The following is an 18534-nucleotide window of genomic DNA, read 5'->3' as shown; positions in this document are numbered from 1 at the left end:
CTGCCGGCGTTGCCGGGCAGGATCAGAAGCGTACGCGGTCCAGGTTCATGACCTTGGTCCAGGCGTCGACAAAGTCTTCCGCGAACACTTCATCGTTGTCGCTGAGCGCGTAGAACTCGGCCACCGCACGCAGTTCCGCATTGGATCCGAAGATCAGATCCACCGGGGTGGCGGTCCACTTCTGTTCACCGCTCTGGCGGTCCAGGCCTTGATACAAGCCTTCGTTCTCCTTGGAAGGCTGCCATTTCGTGGACATGTCCAGCAGGTTGACGAAGAAGTCGTTGCTCAGGGTGCCGGGGTTGTCGGTGAACACACCGTGGTCACTGCCGTCGGCGTTGGCATCCAGGGTGCGCATACCACCCACCAGCACGGCCATCTCCGGCACGCTCAGGGTCAGCAGGTCCGCCTTGTCCACCAGGGCATCGGTGGGAGCCAGGTGGCTGTCCTTGCTGAAGTAGTTGCGGAAGCCATCGGCTTTCGGTTCCAGCACTGCAAAGGAATCCACATCGGTGAGTTCTTGGGTGGTGTCGGCGCGACCCGGAGTGAACGGTACTTCGATGTCGTAACCGGCATCGGCAGCGGCCTTCTCGATGGCGGCGGCGCCGCCCAGCACGATCATGTCCGCCATGGATACCTTGCTGCTGCGGAACAGGCCGCCTTCATTGAAGTCGGCACGGATTTCCTCAAGGGTATCCAGCACCTTGTCCAGCTCGTCCGGGTTGTTCACCGGCCAGTCTTTCTGCGGTGCCAGGGCAATGCGGGCACCGTTGGCGCCTCCACGCATGTCGGAGCCCCGGAAGGTGGACGCGGACGCCCAGGCGGTACGTACCAGCTCCGGTACGGTCAGTCCGGAATCCAGGATCTGCTCTTTCAGGTCCTCGGCCTGGCCGTCGGAGATCAGCTTGTAGTCCACCTCGGGGATCGGGTCCTGCCAGCTGAGGGCTTCAGACGGAACGTCCGGGCCCAGGTAACCCTCGCGGGGGCCCATGTCACGGTGAGTGAGCTTGAACCAGGCGCGGGCGAAGGCGTCCTCGAAGGCTTCCGGGTTTTCATGGAAGCGCTTGGCGATCTTGCGGTAGGCCGGGTCTTCCTTCAGAGCCAGGTCGGTGGTGAACATGATCGGCGCGTGGCGCTTGCCCTCGATGTGCGCGTCAGGCACCAGGTTGCTGGCCTGGCCATCGGCGGGAATCCACTGAACGGCGCCAGCCGGGCTCTTTGTCTGTACCCACTCGAAACCGAACAGGTTGTCCAGGTACTGGTGGGTCCAGGCCACCGGATCCACTGACCAGGCACCCTCAAGGCCGCTGGTAATGGTGTCGGCGCCCTTGCCGGTGCCGCAGTTGTTTTTCCAGCCAAAGCCCTGTTCTTCAATGGCCGCGGCGGCAGGTTCGGCTTCCAGACATTTTTCCGGCTTGTGGGCGCCGTGGGCCTTGCCGAAGGTGTGGCCACCGGCGATCAGTGCCACCACTTCTTCGTCATTCATGGCCATGCGACCGAAGCTCTGGCGAATGTCCTCGGCGGCCAGCAGCGGGTCCGGCTTGCCATTGGGGCCTTCCGGGTTCACATAGATCAGGCCCATCTGAACGGCTGCCAGGGGTTTTTCCAGCTCCCGGTCACCGCTGTGGCGCTCGTCGCCCAGCCACTCGGTTTCCGAGCCCCAGTAGGTGATGTCCGCTTCCCAGTCATCCACGCGGCCACCGGCAAAGCCATAGGTTTCGAAGCCCATGTCTTCCATGGCAATAGTGCCGGCCAGCACCATCAGGTCGGCCCAGGAGATATTGTTGCCGTACTTCTGTTTGATCGGCCACAGCAGGCGGCGGGCCTTGTCCAGGCTCACGTTGTCCGGCCAGCTGTTGAGCGGCTCGAAGCGCTGTTGGGCGCCGCGGGCGCCGCCGCGACCATCATGAATCCGGTAGGTGCCGGCGCTGTGCCAGGCCATGCGGATGAAGAGCGGGCCATAGTGGCCGTAGTCTGCCGGCCACCAGTCCTGGGAATCGGTCATCATCTTGCGCAGATCGGCTTTTACCGCTTCCAGATCCAGCTCGGCAAAGGCGTCGGCGTAGTTGAAGTCGGGGTTCAGCGGGCTGGATTTTTCAGCGTGCTGACGTAGTGGGCGAAGGTCCAGGGTTTCCGGCCACCAATACGGGCTGGCCATGGGGGAGCGGGCGGGACTTTTCTGATATTGGGGATGGCCAATGGGGCTGGCCGTTAGGGTGGATGAGGCGGCAAAGGCAATGGCGGCCGCCAGCGTTGCAGTCCTTATTTTCATGGTGTGCTCTCCTCTTGGTCGTTTTTCGCAAGGCACCAGAAAAATATAGACGTTACTAATTTATGACAGCAATGCTGGTTTCCTATGGCTGAGATAATGAAAGCTGATAGCCGTAGGAGCCATGCTCGCATGGCGAAGCGGTTTCGGCCCATTCACCATGCAGGCATGGCACCGACAGGGTGTCGGCTTGGGGCGGATTAGCGTGAAGAGTACATAAAAAAAGGGCGCTTCCCGAAGGAGGCGCCCTTTTTTGTTACCGGAACGATCGCTTACAGAGCGACGATGTTCTCAGCCTGAGGACCTTTCTGACCTTGAGTCATGGTGAACTCAACTTGCTGGCCTTCGGCCAGGGTCTTGAAGCCAGAGCCGGTGATGGCGCTGAAATGTGCGAACACATCCGGACCACCTTCCTGCTCGATAAAACCAAAACCTTTAGCTTCGTTGAACCACTTAACGGTACCTTTCACTGTAGACATAATACTAATCCTGAAAATAATGATGTAAATCGCCGGTTAGGGCGTGTGTAGCTGAAAAACGGAACTTGGACTTGTGGACTGCAGGACGAGTTATACGAATAAAACAGCGAAATGTAGTACTTGATTCAAGCGTGATTTTTTAGCTATGGGTAACGTTACAGAGGTTGCCAGCCTCTGTCCAGCTAAATATTGCTACCGACAGTCGGCTCGGCCTGGATCACGGCCACCGGAGCAGGGCGGCAATCCGATATACTCCCGCTTTGTCATAGCGGAGCACAGTAATGAGTGAGCAAACGGAAGGCGGTAAACGCCGGGCACCACTGGGCCAACTGATTGCCCGGGCCATGCTGCGCCTCACCGGCTGGCAGGCGGGGCCTTTTCCGGATATCCAGCGGGCAGTGATCGCCGGCGGCCCGCATACCTCCAACTGGGATGGGGTGCTGGCCCTGGTCAGCCGCTCGGCGTTGCAGCAAGACGTGAACGTGATGATCAAGCACAGCTTGTTCAAGGGCCCGCTGGGCTGGCTGCTGCGCAAGCTGGGCGCCATGCCCATCGAACGGGGCAAGGCCGGCGGCATGGTGGAGCAGACCGTGGCGCAATTCCGCCAGCGGGACAAACTGCTGATCGCCGTCACCCCGGAAGGCACCCGCAGCAATGCGGAGCAATGGAAGCTGGGCTTCTACCACATCGCCAAACAGGCCGACGTGCCGATCATCCTGGCCTTGGCGGACTACAAGGCGAAAACCTTCTCCTTCCCGGTGGTGATTTATCCCAGCGACGATATGGAAGCCGACCTGCAGCAGATCTATAGCCACTTCGCCAGCGCCACCCCGAAGCATCCGGGCAAGCTGTCCGGGCCGGTGCGGGAGCGTTACGGGCAGTAGGGGCAGGGGGCGTCCCGGTAGGAGCCAGCCTGCTGGCGATAAGACTTCGCCATATAAGCATCGCTTTCAGGCACGCTCCTACAGTGGGTTTAGGTGTGCCCCCGGGTTATTGGCTTTTAAAGCCTGACGTCAGGCCAGGTTTACTCTGAGGGCATGCGAAACAAGTAGCGTTCAACCGCTTTCCAGTCGCCGATCTCCGGGCCAGGGACCAGCTGGCGCACCACAATGCGCTCGGGCTCGATGGCGATTACCCGGCCCGCATTTTCTCCCACGAAGTCGCCGACGCTAATGGAAAACAGCCGGTCGTGATTGTCCTGCACCTGTGCTACCGGGCTGCCCTCTTTCTTCTGGATCAGGTCCACATAGCGAAGGCATTCCAGCGTCAACGTGTCATGCAGTGCTCCGAAAGCGCCGGGACCATCCGTGTCCGGGGCGGTGCTGGCATCAGCAGCAGGAAAGGGGTCGAGCCGCATGCAGGCGGCCGTCGCGGCGGGCGTGGCGCTGAGCAGGCAGAGGCCAAGTGTCGTTGCCGGGAAGGAGGTGATGAAATGAATGAAAGCCTTCATGTTCATCCCTCGAATCTCCTGGCGCCGAGGCTGATTAACTCTTCGTGGAACGCATCGATTGCACGCGAGACGTGCGGTTCGGTGTCGTGTTGCTGCCAGGCCTCCACGCGATCCAGCAGGGTTTCCGGTACCTTGCGGCCAAGTGGCATCCGCCAGTGGTTTTTCTCGTTGAGCAGGGCCAGCCTCAGACCCTCATCAAGTTCGGCAATCTCTTCGATCATTGTCTTCAGGTCCTGCGAGAGCGTGTGCTCGCTGGCCAGAACGTACAAAGGGGAGTTGCGCATGTCGCCACACTTGACGCGGCTGAGTACCCGGTAGTACGAGGTCAGGCCACCCATTTCGCCTGCCAGATACTTGCGTACCTGGGTGGCTCGGCCTGCCCGAGCCCGATGAGCGGCGCAGATTAACTTCTTTTTGGGGTGTTCGCTGACGGCAGGCACTTCCGCACCCTTAACAGTTAATCCGATCACATTCTGCAGCGGTGACAGATCGGTGACCCTGGTGTTGTTCATCTCGAGTCGGGACAGCCGGGGTAGTGTGGCCAGTGGAGAGATATCTTTCACCGCCGTATCATTAATGGACACGCTAGCGAGCTTTCTGTTCTGGCCAAGGGGTGACAGGTCCACCACTGGCGTGTCGTCCAGAATAAGGCCGTAGAGGATTTCCATATGCGACAGCTGGCTCAGGTCGTCAACGCCGGTGCCGCTGACATCAAGCGACCTCAGTGAATGCCCCTTGAGAAAGCCCAGATCCTCGACATCGTCGTTATCGTTGATCCAGAGAAACGCAATCTGTTGCATTCTTTCCAGTGAATCCACATCCAGTGATGGCAAGGCGCCGGCCCGCAAGGTTTTCAGGTTCTCAAGGCTGAGCAATGGGGTCAGGTCCGTGACCCTGGTGCCGCTGATTGACAGGTCTCTGATGTCGAGCCCGGCGAGAGGAGACAGATCCCTGACCGGAGTGTTGCGCAGAAATAGCAGTTCAAGCGCTGCCATGTTCCTGAGCGGCGACAGGTCGCGTACCCGGGTATGGCTGATGTCCAGCATGCGGATCTGCCGTGACTCTTCCAGCGGGCGAATGCTGGATATGTTGGTCTTCGCCACGTCCACGGTTTCCAGGTGCTGTTTGCCGCGCAGCGGGGCCAGGCTGGAAATGCGCGTTCCGCTGGCATCCAGCTTCTGTAATACCTCCATGTCTTCAAGCGCTGCCAGGCTGGAGACCGGTGTGTCCGTGAGGTTGAGCACCTGGAGCGTGCGCATGCCGCGCAGCAGCGAGATATCTTCTACCTGTGTACCCAGGTCCCCCAGATGCTCGTTGGTCTTGCCCAGATACAGCGCGACAAGCTCCATATCCGCAATCTCCGGCGGCAGGCGGTCCAGGGCTGGCAGGTCACTGAACCCCAGCTTCCCCGAGCCTCTTTCCTGCTTAATCCGCTGCTTGGCGATGCGATAGGCTTCATCCCGTTCTGCCTGTGTGAATGAAGCGGAAAGCGTCGTCGTGGGGATCGACAGGGCAAGAAGGTAGAGGGAGGTAATCAAGAAGGTGGTTGTGCGCATAATGGATACACCGTGCAAGCCTGTTTCTGCCGATCACACCTGAACAAAATGCCGTTGCCTGCTCTTAGGGCTGAGCGGCTGGGTGTCGGTTTGTGGTGTTATTCAAGCTAGGTGACGGGCGCGGGAATTACAATGGGTGAGGGGGCGGTGGCGAATTCGGGTTGCACTGCACAAGTTTGAGCAGGATAGTGCGAGGGGCTTAGGGCGCGCCAGTTCCGGCTCCCATATGTGTCCACTTCCTCGTTGTTTGGTAGAGAGAGAATGATTAACACCAAAATATACAAAGCTGTTTATAGCTTGGCTGAAAAGCTGATGGAAGCCGCCAGAAAAGACGATCAAGCGGAGTTTGATTCCTTTTATGCGCAACTGAAGGCCATTTGTACCGATAACGAAAACACAGATAAAGATCACCCCGAGCAGTGGGAAACGCTGGCGGACTTCACCGAAGACCTGGAGGCCGCGCTGGAGGTCTACGAAAAAGCTATGGGGAAGGCGCTTGCTATCAACGCCAAAGATCATCTCTCATCAATCGGCCTTTCCATGGCCAAGTTGCAGGTAGACCTGGGGCAGAAAGAGGCTGCGATCAAGAGTCTTGAGAGTGCGCAAGTGAGTGCGAACAAGATTGAGGATAAACAGCTTAAAGCGGAAATTGATGGGTTGCTTGAACAGTTGCAGGAAGGGCAGGAAGAGAAATAAGGGGCGCACCGAGAGCTGAACTCGGTTTCCTTTCGGGGTCGCCTAATTACTGCGCGGCCTGTCTTCCCGCCGGGTCTTGGCTCGCGGTCGCCATATCTGTACGCCGCCCGGGACCAGGTATTCAGAAACGGTTCTGAACCAGAGTAGCCCCTTGATATTGCCGTTAAGCCTGATCTTTCCCTGGCGCATGCCGACAAAAAACAGCCGCTGATCGTCCAGTAGCTGGATCAGGGTGGTTGCCCCATAGTCGGCATCCTTGAAGCTCACTGAAATATGGCAACGCTCGCGCAGGCCGGAGCCGCTGCGAACGCGATTGGGACTGAAATGAAACCAGCGAGCGATGCGCCCGTCATGGGTGCGCCACACCATCATGATGTTGCGTCGTTGCAGTTCCTTGCGAAAAGCCGGGTCGCGCCATGCCAGCCAGCGCAAACGCAGGGCGACATATAGCAGGATCAGGCGAAAGGCCAGGCGATGTTTTCTCCTGGCCAGCCATGCACGGGTACGGATGGTGAGTCGCGGGGCTGGTGGCATTCTTGTTCTGTGGGCTTGTTGTGGTGAGCGAACCTTAGCAGCTGGAGTTGGCTGGGAATACGTATGAATTGGGAGTGCTAGCTGGGGGCCGCAAGAGGTTGGTTCCTGCTGAGCTCCACTCTGGTAAGTTATGCGCATCCCCTTTTTTTGGTTAAGACGCTGCTTTCCGGTGATGGCGGGCAATTGTTTCTATCACATGTTTTTGGAATCGGTCAGTAGCGATGATCGCTTCATCTATATGTAGAGTTAAGGCTTCATGGGGAGAAGACTCAGAGCTATGCCTGTCAATGGAGTGAAGTATTTCTATAAGGATGCCGCTGAATTCATCTGCTATTCCAACAACAGTATTAATCATCGGCCCGATTGAAGATTTTCTTTCTATATCAGCGTAGCGAGATAACTTGCTAATTAATGTATCCGTGAGGTCGTTAAGTTTATCTGCCGTAGAGCTATAATCTTTGATGCAGCCTGCCGCCTTTACTTTTCGCCATAACTTTTTGCATTTAATGCAGTAATCATCAATTTCTTTAAGTGCTTCTGGAACGATGATCTTTCTTAACCAGAAATCATCGATATGAGAGTTCCGAAGATCTTTTCTCCTGTTGCGAAGAGAGAGAATAAGCGCGAAGCTATTTAGAATAAGTGTTGAAACTAGGAAAAAATCCCTGAGTGAGAACTCTTGTTGTTCTATATATATCTTGGTGGGAAGGGGGGCGGTGGACGCTATAGTGAAAGTAGATATAGTGACCATAATTATGGCTAGCGCTATTCGTATTTCCATGTATCAAATTATTCCTTTGCGCTCTCTCAAAGCTCTGTCGATGCTTTTATTGATTATGGAATATTCTCTTCCGTGAGTTTCAAAATTAAATTTAGACAAAAACGCAGATTTGCTGCCGCAGCTTCTTATGCTATCTCCAAATAGTCCAAGAAAAAAAGAACTATTAATGTTGAACGTATCTTCGGGTATTTCTATAGTGAAAGACACTTCATTATTCTTGTCCATTTTATCTAGGCCGAGCTTTTTTCGAACAGCCTCGCCGTTGTCTCGTCCAATATATGTCGGCCCGCCAAAGTCAGCTAAGTTTATGCTTTTAGTTTCCATTGTCTTGCTCTGCTGGGGGGTTGTCGACGCTATCTTCGAGAGATTCCTTATTCGATTCTAGCGGGAATCTTATCGCAATTAAAGCCCCTGGGAATGTGGATTGTTTTAATCTTTTTATGTAGTTCCTGTCGGGTTGTTGTTTTAGGTCGTTGTCATTGTTGAATGCGATTACTTCCATTCCGTCTTTCTCTTCAATTCTATATTTTCCATCAAAAAATATTGTGGTCTTTCCACTAATAATCGACATTCTCGAAAGGTTTTCTCCGTTTTTTTCACATTCAATGGCTACGTTTTGAAAGAATTCAATTAAATCAACAGTTCCTCTTCCTCTGTCACTGTTTTGGTCTTTGAGTTTGCTGCTGATGTTTCCTTGCAAGGCGACCAGTGTAAAGAGGTCTTCAACTGTCCATCGACTATTAAAAAACCTTTTTTCTCATGCGCTTTTACATAGGGGTGTGCAACCTTGAAAGAAAAAGACTCTTCATCTAGCTCTGTGAAGGTGTCAGAGAAGGTTTTCCCGAAGTTAAAAATTACAATTTCACAAAAATGAACTTCGGATGTGTCTTCGTCATTATGGTTTCCTTCGTCAAGATATCCATAAACGTACCATCTTGATTCTCCTGAATGGTCTTCGGCATTACCTATCACTTCACCCATATACGTTGTAAGGGATTCCACTGCAGCAGTGGTAAGCTTCTTTCCCATATGTGAGACACAAGCATTGATGTGCTCTACAAATTTTCTTACACACCTGTTTTTCCTATCCTCCGATCCAGATCGATAGACAGTTTCTGGGGCTCCTTCAAAATCAAAAACCTCTAAGCTTTCTTCGCCTGTATCAATTCGGTGGCCATCCAGATCAAGCCGTTTGACGACGCCAAGTGCTTTAATAAGTTGTTTCTTTCTCTCTGATGAGGGGTAGTGGCCAACAATTCTGATTTCCCTATTTCTGTTTGCGGCGGCTAATTTTACTTCGCTTGCGGCAAAACCAAGAAGAAGCTCTGCTCCAAGATCATGGTTTATTACATCTCGATGGTCGAAGTAAATTGTTTTCAGATGGGGAAGAGTTATGGTTTTCGCTACTTGGTTTATGAAAGATAATGTTTCATCTGGATTCTCAATGAGGCTGAAGTTTCTGGGAACTGTAAAGTCTGCTTTTTCCGAATACTTGTCGTTAGCATGACGGTTTGATATAGAGCAGAGATATTTTATCTTTCTATTCTGAAAAGGTAGTTTTTTTTCGGTGTCAGATTTTGCTCTAATTTTTTTTCTTTTTTGGTGCCTTTCGGTTCTTTTCTCAAGAAGAAATATCGGATCTTTTGTTTTTTTCATTGCCTTTATCTCAATGCGCCTCGTCCCAATTCTCCCCAACCCCCGCATCCACAATCAACGGCACCTTCAATTCCGCCGCTGACTCCATGCGCGCCTTTACTTCTGTCACCAGATCATCCACCTGATCCTCAGCCACTTCAAACACCAGTTCATCGTGCACCTGCATGATCATCTTGGCGTCGAAGTCGGTGGTTTCCAGCCAGTCATGCACTTTGATCATGGCCTTTTTGATGATGTCTGCGGCGGTGCCCTGCATGGGGGCGTTGATGGCGGTGCGTTCGGCGGCCTGGCGGCGTTGGCCGTTGCTGCTGTGGATTTCCGGCAGGTAGAGGCGGCGGCCGTAGAGGGTTTCCACGTAGCCCTTGTCCGCCGCCAGTGCGCGGGTGTCTTCCATGTATTTTTTCACGCCCGGGTAGCGCTCGAAGTAGAGCTCGATGTAGTCCTGGGCTTCCTTGCGCGGCAGGCCGAGCTGTTTGGCCAGGCCGAAGGCGCTCATGCCGTAGATCAGGCCGAAGTTGATGGCCTTGGCGTTGCGGCGGTCGTTGTCGCTGACCTCCTCCAGGCTTTTGCCCCACACTTCGGCGGCGGTGGCGCGGTGGATATCCAGGCCTTTTTCGAAGGCGTCGGTGAGGCCCTTGTCGCCGCTCAGATGCGCCATGATGCGCAGTTCGATCTGGGAGTAGTCACAGGCGACGATTTTTCTACCTTTGGGGGCCAGGAAGGCCTGGCGAATCTTGCGGCCTTCCTCAGAACGTACCGGGATGTTCTGCAGGTTCGGGTCGCTGGAGGACAGGCGCCCGGTGGCGGCCACCGCCTGGTGGTAGGAGGTGTGCACGCGGCCGGTACGCTGGTTGATCAGCTCGGGCAGCTTGTCGGTGTAGGTGTTCTTCAGTTTGGCGACGCCACGGTAATCCATGATCACCTGGGGCAGGGGGTATTCCAGGGCCAGTTCCTGCAGTACCGGCTCGGCGGTGGACGGCGCCCCCTTGGGGGTCTTCTTGATCACCGGGATTTCCAGCTTCTGGTAGAGGATTTCACCGAGCTGCTTGGGGCTGCTCAGGTTGAATTCCTGGCCGGCGATCTCGTAGGCCTTTTCCTGCAGCTCCGCCATGCGTTTGGCCAGGAACTGGCTCTGGTGCTTGAGCAGGGTGGCGTCCACGTAGGTGCCGTTGCGTTCGATGCGGCTGAGTACAGTGACCAGGGGCAGTTCGATATCGCGGAACACCTCTGTCAGGCGGCCTTCTTTTTCCAGTTTGGGCCACAGGGTCTGGTGCAGGCGCAGGGTCACGTCCGCATCTTCGGCGGCGTAGCGGCTGGCTTCGTGCAGGCCCACCTGGTTGAAGGTGAGCTGCTTGGCGCCCTTGCCGGCGATTTCTTCAAAGCTGATGGTCTTGCGGCCCAGGTACTTGAGCGACAGGGAATCCATGTCGTGGCGGGTGGCCACGGAATCGAGCACGTAGGATTCCAGCATGGTGTCGTAGGCCACGCCGCGCAGGGTGATGCCCACGTCTTCGGCGAGCACGCTCATGTCGTACTTCAGGTTCTGGCCGATTTTCTTTATCTGCTCGTCTTCGAGCAGGGGTCTGAAGGCGTCCATGACCACCTGCTTGCCGAGCTGGTCCGGGGCGCCGGGATAGTTGTGGCCGAAGGGGATGTAGGCTGCCTTGTCATCCACGGCCACGCAGAAGCCCACCAGTTCGGCGTTCATGTAGTTGAGGTTGGTGGTTTCGGTGTCGAAAGAAAACTCGCCGGCGCTTTTCAGTTTGTCGATCCACTTGTCCAGCTGTGCCTGGGTGTAGACGATGTCGTAGGCGTCTCGGCTGAACGTGGGGGCTGCAGGCGCATCGTCATCCGCGTCCATCTCCACGTTTTTGCCGGCGTCGTCGGCCACCGGGTCCTTGCCGCCCAGCAGTTCCTTGAGCCAGCCCTTGAATTCCAGGGTGCGGTAATACTCGGCCAGTTTCTCCGCGTCCGGGGTTTGCAGTTGCAGGTCGTCCAGGTCTTCGCTGAGTTCACAGTCCAGCTTGATGGTGGCGAGCTGGTAGGAGAGGAAGGCCTGTTCCTTGTGTTCTTCCAGTTTCTTGCCCAGGGTCTTGGCGCCGCGGAAGCTGAGTTCGGCCACCTTGTCCAGATTGGCGTAGATGTTTTCCAGGGAGCCCAGGCCCTGGATCAGGCCCAGGGCGGTCTTCTCGCCCACGCCGGGGACGCCGGGGATGTTGTCCACCTTGTCGCCCATGAGGGCGAGGAAGTCGATGATCAGCTCCGGGCCCACGCCGAATTTCTTGTTCACGCCTTCAATGTCGTAGAGGGCGTCGTTCATGGTGTTGATCAGGGTGACCTGGTCGGTGACCAGCTGGGCCATGTCCTTGTCGCCGGTGGAGATCAGCACGTGCTTGCCCTGTTCGCCGAAGATGCGCGCGAAGGTGCCGATCACGTCGTCCGCTTCCACGCCTTCTTCAATGATCAGCGGCAGGCCCATGGCGCGGATCAGGTCGTGCAGGGGTTGTACCTGTTCGCGCAGGTCGTCGGGCATGGGTGGGCGGTTGGATTTGTATTGTTCGAACAGCTCGTCGCGGAAGGTCTTGCCTTTGGCATCGAAGATCACTGCCATGTATTGCGGGTCGTAGTCCTTGAGCAGTTTGCGCAGCATGGACGCGACCCCGCGTACCGCCCCGGTGGGCTGGCCGCTGGAGGTGGTGAGCGGCGGCAGGGCGTGAAAGGCGCGGTACAGGTAGGAGGAACCATCGACCAGGATGATGGGTTTTTCGGCTGCGGACATGAGGCTCGACTTCTGCTGACTAAAAGATGCAGAGAGTGTAGCGGAAAAGGGCGCTTTCGGCAGGGCAGGCGCGCTCGGGGAGGAAACGCTTTTTTACCACAGAGGACACAGAGGGCACTGAGTTGGAACAGGGTTGGGCTGTAGGGTTGTCGGGGGCAAGGGTCTGGGCGCCGGGTCGTCCTGCGAGCGATGCCGTTCGCTAAGGCTCCGGTTCGCGCCTCAAGCGGCGCTCCTACAGGTGGCGTTGTCGCGAGCAAAATCCCGGGCGCTGACAATGCTGGGAAGTTGATTGGGTTTTTCCCTCAGTGAACTCTGTGTCCTCTGTGGTAAACCATCATGTGTCTTTGTCGTCGTCCGGGTTGCCCAGGATGTGGGTGTCCGGGTCGTAGCGGTCTTTCAGGTCGTCCTTGAGCATTTTGTCCCACAGGGGCACGCCCACGAAGTAGGCGGCGCGGCCGATGGCGTGGGCGGCCACCGGGGCGGTAAGCAGGATGAACAGGATGATGGCCAGGGTGCGGGCGGTGACGCCGGCATCCAGGAAGTGGGTGGCCACGGCCAGCATCACCAGCCCGGCGCCCAGGGTGCCGGCCTTGGTGGTGGCGTGCATGCGCATCAGCAGGTCGGGCATGCGCAGCACGCCGATGCCGGCCAGGAACATGAAGAAGGTACCGGCGACCAGCATCACCGATACCAGCAGGTCATTGATCACCTCGGTGGCCTCCTTTTTCTAGGTAACGGGCAAAGCCCACGGCGGTGAGGAAGGCGGTGAGCGCCAGCACCATGGCCACATCCAGGAAGGCGGTGCGGTCGTTGCTCAGGGCATAGACGCCGATAAAGGCTACAGTGAGCGAGGCCATCAGCTCCAGCGCCACCACCCGGTCGGGCAGGGTGGGGCCGCGCACCAGCCGCACCAGGGCGCAAAGCAGCGCCAGGCTGAGCAGCAGATAGCTGATAAAGAGTGCGCCTTCCAGCATGCCTTTCTCCGTTTTTAATCGCCTGTGTTTCTTTCGTAGGAGCTATGCTTGCATGGCGAACCCGCTGCCTTAGCAATGAAATTCGCCATGCAAGCATAGCTCCTACGGCGGGTTCGTCGTGTTGCCCGCCACCTGCCGCGCGTCCTATTCCAGTAACGCCAGCACCCGGTCTTCCAGTGCGTGGATCTGCCGGCGCAGATCTTCCTCATCGTCCAGGTACATGACGTGCAGATAGAGCACGCTGCGGTCGCTGGACACGTCCAGGCTCAGGGTGCCCGGGGTCAGGGAAATCATGTTGGCCAGGATGGTGATGGCGCCGTCGGTTTTGGCCCGCAGGGGCACGGCTACCACCGCCGGGCGCATGTAGTGGGTGGGGGTGAGTACGTCGTAGGCCACCCGTAAGTTGGATGCCACCAGGTCACGGAGGAAGTGGCCCAGCAGCAGAAACAGCCGGGGCACTTTTTTGCGATAGCGGGCGAAGTCCGGCACGTCGCGCAGGGCGAAGCCGAGAATCAGGTAGCCCAGTACAAAGCCCACCAGCAAGTTGGCGCCGCTGAAGTTGCCGGTGACGGCGGCCCAGATCAGGGCCAGGATCAGGTTCCAGCTCAACGGGCTCATGGCGCCTCCCCGAGTACCGCAGTGATATAGAGGCTCGGGTCCAGCAACTGTTCGGCGGCGGCCTGGGACAGTACCAGCACCGGCTGGGCGCCCAGGCCGATGGCCACGGTGATCAGCGCCAGGCCGGTCACCGTGGCATAGAGCAGGGTGTTGCTGCCGCTGGCGGCGGGGGGCGTGTTTTCCGGGGCGGCTTTCCAGAATACCTCAGCCCAGATCTTGGTCATGGAGTAGAGCGTCAGCAAGCCCACCACCAGGGCGGCGGCGACCAGGGCCCAGGCGCCGGCCTCCACGCCACCGCGAATGACGATGAACTTGCCGAAGAACCCGGACAGCGGCGGCATGCCCGCCAGGGACAAGGCCGGAATCAGGAACAGCAGGGCCAGCCAGGGCTTGTCCCGGTACAGGCCACCCAGCTGCTTGAGTTCGTAGCTGCCGCGCAGGCGGTAGACCAGGCCGCTGACAAAGAACAGGTTCGCCTTCACGATGATGTGGTGAATGATGTAGAAGATGCCGCCGGCCAGGGCCAGCACGCTCACCGAAGCCAGTGCCAGGCCCATCATCATGTAGCCGATCTGGCTGACGATATGGAACGACAGGATGCGGCGGAATTCGAACTGGGCGGCGGCGCCCAGTACCCCAGTGACCATGGTCAGCCCGGCGCCCCACAGCAGCACCTGATGGATCAGCGGGTCATCCATGCCGAAGATCAGGGTGAACACCCGGAACAGGGCATACACGCCCACCTTGGTCAGCAAACCGGCGAACAAGGCGGACACCGCCACCTGGGGGGTGTGGTAGGAGGCGGGCAGCCAGAAGAAGAAGGGGAACGCGGCGGCCTTGATGCCGAAGGCCACCATGAACAGCATGGCGATCACGGTGGTCATGCCGGTATCCACTTCGCCCAGCTTCACGGCAATGTCGGCCATGTTGAGCGTGCCCACCAAACCATAGAGCAGCCCGATGGCGGACAGGAACAGGGCGGAGGACACCAGGTTGAGGGTCACGTACTTGATGGCCCCTTCCATTTGTGCGCGCTCGCCGCCCAGGATCAGCAGGGAGAAGGACGCCACCAGCATCACCTCGAACCATACATACAGGTTGAAGATATCACCGGTGAGGAAGGCGCCGTTGACCCCGGCCAGCAGCAGGTGCATGAGCGGGAAATAACCGGCCTTGCGATGGGCGATGCTGATGCTGCCCAGGGAGTAAAACGCGGTGGCGGCACCGGTGACGGCGCTGAGCAACACCATGATGGCGGCCAGCAGGTCACTGACCAGCACGATGCCGAAGGGGGCGGGCCAGCTGCCCAGCTCGGACACGATATGGCCCTGCTCCCAGGTGGCCAGTAACAGCGCCACGGCACTGATCACCAGGGCGATGCCGCCGATGACCGCCAGGGCGCCCTGCACGCGCTGGGAGTGGCGCCCCAGCAGGGACAGGGCGCCCGCCGCCAGCGGGATCAGAATGGGCAGGATCACCAGAAGATTCATGTGTCGGTATCCCGCATCTGGTTCATGTCGTCCGCTTCCACGACTTCGTAGGCGCGGCGAATCAGTACCACCGCAAAGGCCAGTACCCCGAAGCCAATGACGATGGCGGTGAGAATCAGCGCCTGGGCCAGCGGGTCGGCCACCAGGCCGGCGGGCACCTGGGCGTCATCCGGCACCAGCGGCGGGGCATCCCGGTGCAGGCCGGCGGCGGTGAAGATCAGCAGGTTGGCGGCGTTGGACAGCAGCACCAAGCCGATCACCAGTTTGACGATGGAGCGGCGCAGCATCATGTAAATGGCGGCGGCGTAGAGCACGCCCACCACCAGGGCCATCAGGCTGGTCATGTGTCCTGCTCCGCCAGGTTGATGATGATGGTGCTGGCGGTGCCCAGCACCACCAGAAACACCCCCAGATCGAACAGCAAGGGCGAACCCAGCTTCAGTTCACCGAACACCGGCAGGCTGACGGTGAGCCAGTGGGCAGTGAGAAACGGCTGGCCACTGAACAGGCCGATGACCCCGGCGGCCAGCGCCAGGATCAGCCCCCAGGCGATCAGGTCGCGGGGGTCTACCCGCAGGACTCGGCGGGCGCCGGCTTCGCTCATGGCAAACAGGTGCACGGCGATGGCCGCCGACGCTACCAGCCCGGCGATAAAGCCCCCGCCCGGGGCATTGTGGCCGCGCAGCAGCAGGAACAGGGAGAACAGCAGCAGCAGCGGCAGCAGGAAAAAGCCGGTGGTGCGCAGGATCAGCGACTGGGTGCGCAGGGCGTTGCGGTCCGGCGGCGGAATGCGTCGCTCTCTAGTCATGGGTTTCCTCCGGTTCCGTGGTGTCGCCCTTGCTGCGCAGTTTCAGCATGGCGTAGACCCCGGTGGCGGCCAGCGCCAGCACGAAGATTTCGCCCAGGGTATCCAGGGCGCGGAAGTCCACCAGAATCACGTTGACGATGTTGCGGCCGTAGCCGGCGGGCACGCTCTCGGAAATGAAGTAGTGGGCAATGCTGCCGTGGTAACGACTGCCCAGCACGCTGAGCAACAGCACCGTGACCATGCCGCCCACGGTGATGCCCACCAGGGCGTCCGCCAGCCGGGTGCGGGTACGGGTGAGGCGCAGGAAGCCGGGCAGGCGGAACAGCACCAGCACCAGCATGATCACGGTTAGGGTTTCCACCAGTACCTGGGTGATGCTCAGGTCCGGGGCGCTGAACAGCACATAGAGCAGGGCAATGGAAAAGCCCACCGCGCCCAGGCTGGCCACCGCGCCCAGCCGCGATTGCAGGGTTACTGCTGCCAGGGTGGCGATGACCAGCACGGCGGCGATCACCGCTTCATGGAGCTGGATGTCGGTGAAGTCCGGGCGCAATTTGAGCGCATCCGGGTTCAGCCACAGGGCAGCGACGACCAGGGCCACCAGGGTCAGCAGGGTGCTGATCAGGTAATAGCGCAGGTAGCCGCTTTGCAGCAGGCGGGTCTGGCCATTGGACAGGGCGACCAGGCCATCCATGAGGCGGTGATAGGCCTGTTCCGGGCCGAAGCGGGCAAGGCTGTCCGCCCAGCGGGTGTGATGGCGAAAGCCCTGCCAGTAGCGGAACAACACCAGCCCCACCAGCACCGCGCCGATGCTGATCAGCAGGGCGGTGTTGATGCCGTGCCACAGGGCCAGGGGTTGCGTCACTGTCTCACCCAGACTGGCGCTGGCGGCGGCACTGAGCAGGCTGCGGTCAATCAGCCCGGGAATCAGCCCCAGCAGCAGGCCCAGGCCGGCCAGCAGGGCCGGGCCCAACAGCATGGCCGGCGGCGCTTCGCTGGGGGTGTGGGTGAGTGCGGCGGGCTTGCCGAACCAGGGGCGAATACCGATCACGGCGGCCACGGCCACCCCCAGGGCGGCGGCGACCACGATGGCTGCGCTGAACAGGGGCGCCAGGGCATGGCCGTGGTTGAGGCCGGCTTCCAGTAATTGCTCCTTGGCGATAAAGCCGAACAGGGGCATCACCCCGGCCAGGGACAGAGCGGCCAGGCCGGCGCAGGCACTGGTTACCGGCAGGTAGCGGGCCCAGCCGCCGGTGTCGAGAAAATCCTTGCGGCCGGTCTGATGATCGATGATGCCGGCCACCATGAACAGGGCGCCCTTGTAGAGCGAGTGTGCCAGCAGGTAACTCATGGCGGCGAGCAGGGCGGTGCGGGTGCCCAGGCCGATCAGCATGGTGAGGGTGCCCAGGGCCATCACGGTGGAATAGGCCAGCATGCGCTTGATACCGGTGGCGCGCAGGGCCAGGAACACCCCCAACACCATGGTGATGGCGCCGGCGCCGCCCAGCAGAAGCAGCCATAACTCGGTGCCGCCCATGGCCGGGTGCAGTCTCGCCAGCAGGTAGATGCCGGCTTTCACCATAGTGGCCGAGTGCAGGTAGGCGCTCACTGGGGTGGGCGCGGCCATGGCGTTGGGCAGCCAGAAGTGGAACGGGAACTGGGCGCTCTTGGTAAAGGCGCCGAGCACGATCAGCACCAGTGTCAGCCCGTAAAGCGGGTGGGCGGTGATGGTGTCGCCCCGGGTGATCAGTACCGACAACTCATAGCTGCCGCCGATCTGGCCCAGCAGGATAAAGCCGGTCATCAACGCCAGGCCGCCGCCCACGGTGACGATCAGCCCCTGCAGGGCCTTGGCCCGGGCGTTGGCGTCTTCGTGGTTGAAGCCGATCAGCAGATAGGAGGTGATGCTGGTGAGTTCCCAGAACACGAACAGCACGATCAGGTTGTCGCTGAGCACCACGCCGAGCATGGAGGCCATGAAGCATAGCAGCAGCACATACAACCGGGGCAGGTCCCGGTGGTCTTCCAGGTAGCGACCGGCATAGATGAAGATCAGCGCGCCGATGGCGCAGATCATCAGGGCAAACAATAGCGACAGGCCGTCGAGCATGAAGCTTAGCGGCATGGCCAGCGCAGGAACCCAGTCGATGTGGGTAAGCAGCGGGCCTTGCTGGGTGACGGGTAGCCATTGCAGAAAAAAATACAGCGTCAGCCCGGCGGGGAGCAGGGCGAGAAGCCAGCCGCTGTAACGGGGGAAAAGCCGATGCAGGGCAGGGGCCAGGGGTGCGAGCAAGAATCCAGACAAGATGCCTGTCAGCATGGCGCTCCGTTATCAGTAGCCCGCTTTCGCGGAATATGGTGTCACCGTAAAACGATGATTAGCATGGAATTATGCTACGCATTATGTGAAATCTCAGGCAAGGTAAAGTTCCGTTTTGAGGCGAAAA

18 protein-coding genes are annotated in these 18534 nt (G+C 58.8%); 2 read left to right on the top strand and 16 right to left on the bottom strand.

Going from position 1 to position 18534, the window contains the following annotated elements:
- Window positions 1-22: 22 nt before the first annotated feature.
- On the bottom strand, window positions 23-2269 hold the full coding sequence (katG, locus tag ACMG4N_RS01920) for a catalase/peroxidase HPI (RefSeq protein ID WP_414432734.1): 2247 nt from the start codon (window positions 2267-2269) through the stop codon (window positions 23-25).
- 269 nt (window positions 2270-2538) lie between these two features.
- Window positions 2539-2745 (bottom strand): cold-shock protein, encoded by a 207-nt coding sequence (locus tag ACMG4N_RS01915; protein ID WP_035245969.1) that lies wholly within the window; start codon window positions 2743-2745, stop codon window positions 2539-2541.
- A gap of 281 nt (window positions 2746-3026) precedes the next feature.
- Between ACMG4N_RS01915 and ACMG4N_RS01910 the strand changes: the two genes are divergently transcribed.
- The gene (locus ACMG4N_RS01910) at window positions 3027-3629 is read left to right on the top strand and encodes a lysophospholipid acyltransferase family protein (RefSeq protein ID WP_414432733.1); all 603 of its coding nucleotides are present in this window, start codon (window positions 3027-3029) and stop codon (window positions 3627-3629) included.
- A gap of 140 nt (window positions 3630-3769) precedes the next feature.
- Here ACMG4N_RS01910 and ACMG4N_RS01905 read toward each other — a convergent pair whose 3' ends face one another.
- Both ACMG4N_RS01905 and ACMG4N_RS01900 read right to left on the bottom strand, forming a co-directional pair.
- Window positions 3770-4201 carry a pilus assembly protein PilP gene (locus ACMG4N_RS01905; RefSeq protein ID WP_414432731.1) on the bottom strand — a complete coding sequence of 144 codons (432 nt, stop codon included), beginning with the start codon at window positions 4199-4201 and terminating at the stop codon, window positions 3770-3772.
- On the bottom strand, window positions 4198-5751 hold the full coding sequence (locus tag ACMG4N_RS01900; RefSeq protein WP_414432729.1) for a leucine-rich repeat domain-containing protein: 1554 nt from the start codon (window positions 5749-5751) through the stop codon (window positions 4198-4200). The genes ACMG4N_RS01905 and ACMG4N_RS01900 overlap by 4 nt, the downstream gene beginning before the upstream one ends.
- A 261-nt stretch (window positions 5752-6012) precedes the next feature.
- On the opposite strand from ACMG4N_RS01900, the gene ACMG4N_RS01895 reads away from it, so the two are divergent.
- Window positions 6013-6447, top strand: coding sequence for a tetratricopeptide repeat protein (locus ACMG4N_RS01895; RefSeq protein ID WP_414432727.1), 435 nt, complete (start codon window positions 6013-6015; stop codon window positions 6445-6447).
- A gap of 42 nt (window positions 6448-6489) precedes the next feature.
- Here the strand turns inward: ACMG4N_RS01895 and ACMG4N_RS01890 are convergent, their stop codons facing one another.
- The 12 genes from ACMG4N_RS01890 to ACMG4N_RS01835 all read right to left on the bottom strand — a co-directional run bounded on the left by ACMG4N_RS01890 (window position 6490) and on the right by ACMG4N_RS01835 (window position 18407).
- Window positions 6490-6981, bottom strand: a complete 492-nt coding sequence (locus ACMG4N_RS01890; RefSeq protein ID WP_414432725.1) for a hypothetical protein — start codon at window positions 6979-6981, stop codon at window positions 6490-6492.
- A 151-nt stretch (window positions 6982-7132) separates the two neighbouring features.
- Window positions 7133-7762: a hypothetical protein gene (locus tag ACMG4N_RS01885; protein WP_414432723.1), complete on the bottom strand. Its 630-nt coding sequence runs from the start codon at window positions 7760-7762 to the stop codon at window positions 7133-7135.
- A gap of 3 nt (window positions 7763-7765) precedes the next feature.
- Window positions 7766-8086, bottom strand: a complete 321-nt coding sequence (locus tag ACMG4N_RS01880) for a hypothetical protein (protein WP_414432721.1) — start codon at window positions 8084-8086, stop codon at window positions 7766-7768.
- Between the two features lie 306 nt (window positions 8087-8392).
- Window positions 8393-9418, bottom strand: a complete 1026-nt coding sequence (locus ACMG4N_RS01875) for a hypothetical protein (protein WP_414432719.1) — start codon at window positions 9416-9418, stop codon at window positions 8393-8395.
- A gap of 10 nt (window positions 9419-9428) precedes the next feature.
- A complete protein-coding gene (gene polA / locus ACMG4N_RS01870) occupies window positions 9429-12197 on the bottom strand; it encodes a DNA polymerase I (RefSeq protein ID WP_414432717.1) in 2769 nt (922 codons plus the stop codon).
- A 334-nt stretch (window positions 12198-12531) separates the two neighbouring features.
- Window positions 12532-12906 (bottom strand): monovalent cation/H(+) antiporter subunit G, encoded by a 375-nt coding sequence (mnhG, locus tag ACMG4N_RS01865; RefSeq protein WP_414432715.1) that lies wholly within the window; start codon window positions 12904-12906, stop codon window positions 12532-12534.
- Window positions 12896-13171 (bottom strand): cation:proton antiporter, encoded by a 276-nt coding sequence (locus tag ACMG4N_RS01860; RefSeq protein ID WP_035245977.1) that lies wholly within the window; start codon window positions 13169-13171, stop codon window positions 12896-12898. The genes mnhG and ACMG4N_RS01860 overlap by 11 nt, the downstream gene beginning before the upstream one ends.
- A gap of 144 nt (window positions 13172-13315) precedes the next feature.
- The gene (locus ACMG4N_RS01855) at window positions 13316-13789 is read right to left on the bottom strand and encodes a Na+/H+ antiporter subunit E (RefSeq protein ID WP_414432714.1); all 474 of its coding nucleotides are present in this window, start codon (window positions 13787-13789) and stop codon (window positions 13316-13318) included.
- The gene (locus ACMG4N_RS01850; RefSeq protein WP_414432712.1) at window positions 13786-15279 is read right to left on the bottom strand and encodes a Na+/H+ antiporter subunit D; all 1494 of its coding nucleotides are present in this window, start codon (window positions 15277-15279) and stop codon (window positions 13786-13788) included. Before ACMG4N_RS01850 ends, ACMG4N_RS01855 begins: the two co-directional genes overlap by 4 nt.
- Complete coding sequence (locus ACMG4N_RS01845; RefSeq protein ID WP_062815256.1) at window positions 15276-15623, bottom strand: Na+/H+ antiporter subunit C; 348 nt, start codon at window positions 15621-15623, stop codon at window positions 15276-15278. Before ACMG4N_RS01845 ends, ACMG4N_RS01850 begins: the two co-directional genes overlap by 4 nt.
- Window positions 15620-16087: a Na+/H+ antiporter subunit B gene (locus ACMG4N_RS01840; RefSeq protein ID WP_414432710.1), complete on the bottom strand. Its 468-nt coding sequence runs from the start codon at window positions 16085-16087 to the stop codon at window positions 15620-15622. The genes ACMG4N_RS01845 and ACMG4N_RS01840 overlap by 4 nt, the downstream gene beginning before the upstream one ends.
- The gene (locus ACMG4N_RS01835; protein ID WP_414432708.1) at window positions 16080-18407 is read right to left on the bottom strand and encodes a putative monovalent cation/H+ antiporter subunit A; all 2328 of its coding nucleotides are present in this window, start codon (window positions 18405-18407) and stop codon (window positions 16080-16082) included. The genes ACMG4N_RS01840 and ACMG4N_RS01835 overlap by 8 nt, the downstream gene beginning before the upstream one ends.
- Between the last annotated feature and the right edge of the window lie 127 nt (window positions 18408-18534).

This window comes from Alcanivorax sp. IL2, from assembly GCF_047495475.1.
Taxonomy (GTDB): domain Bacteria; phylum Pseudomonadota; class Gammaproteobacteria; order Pseudomonadales; family Alcanivoracaceae; genus Alcanivorax.
This window is presented reverse-complemented; position numbering and strand designations above follow the sequence as displayed.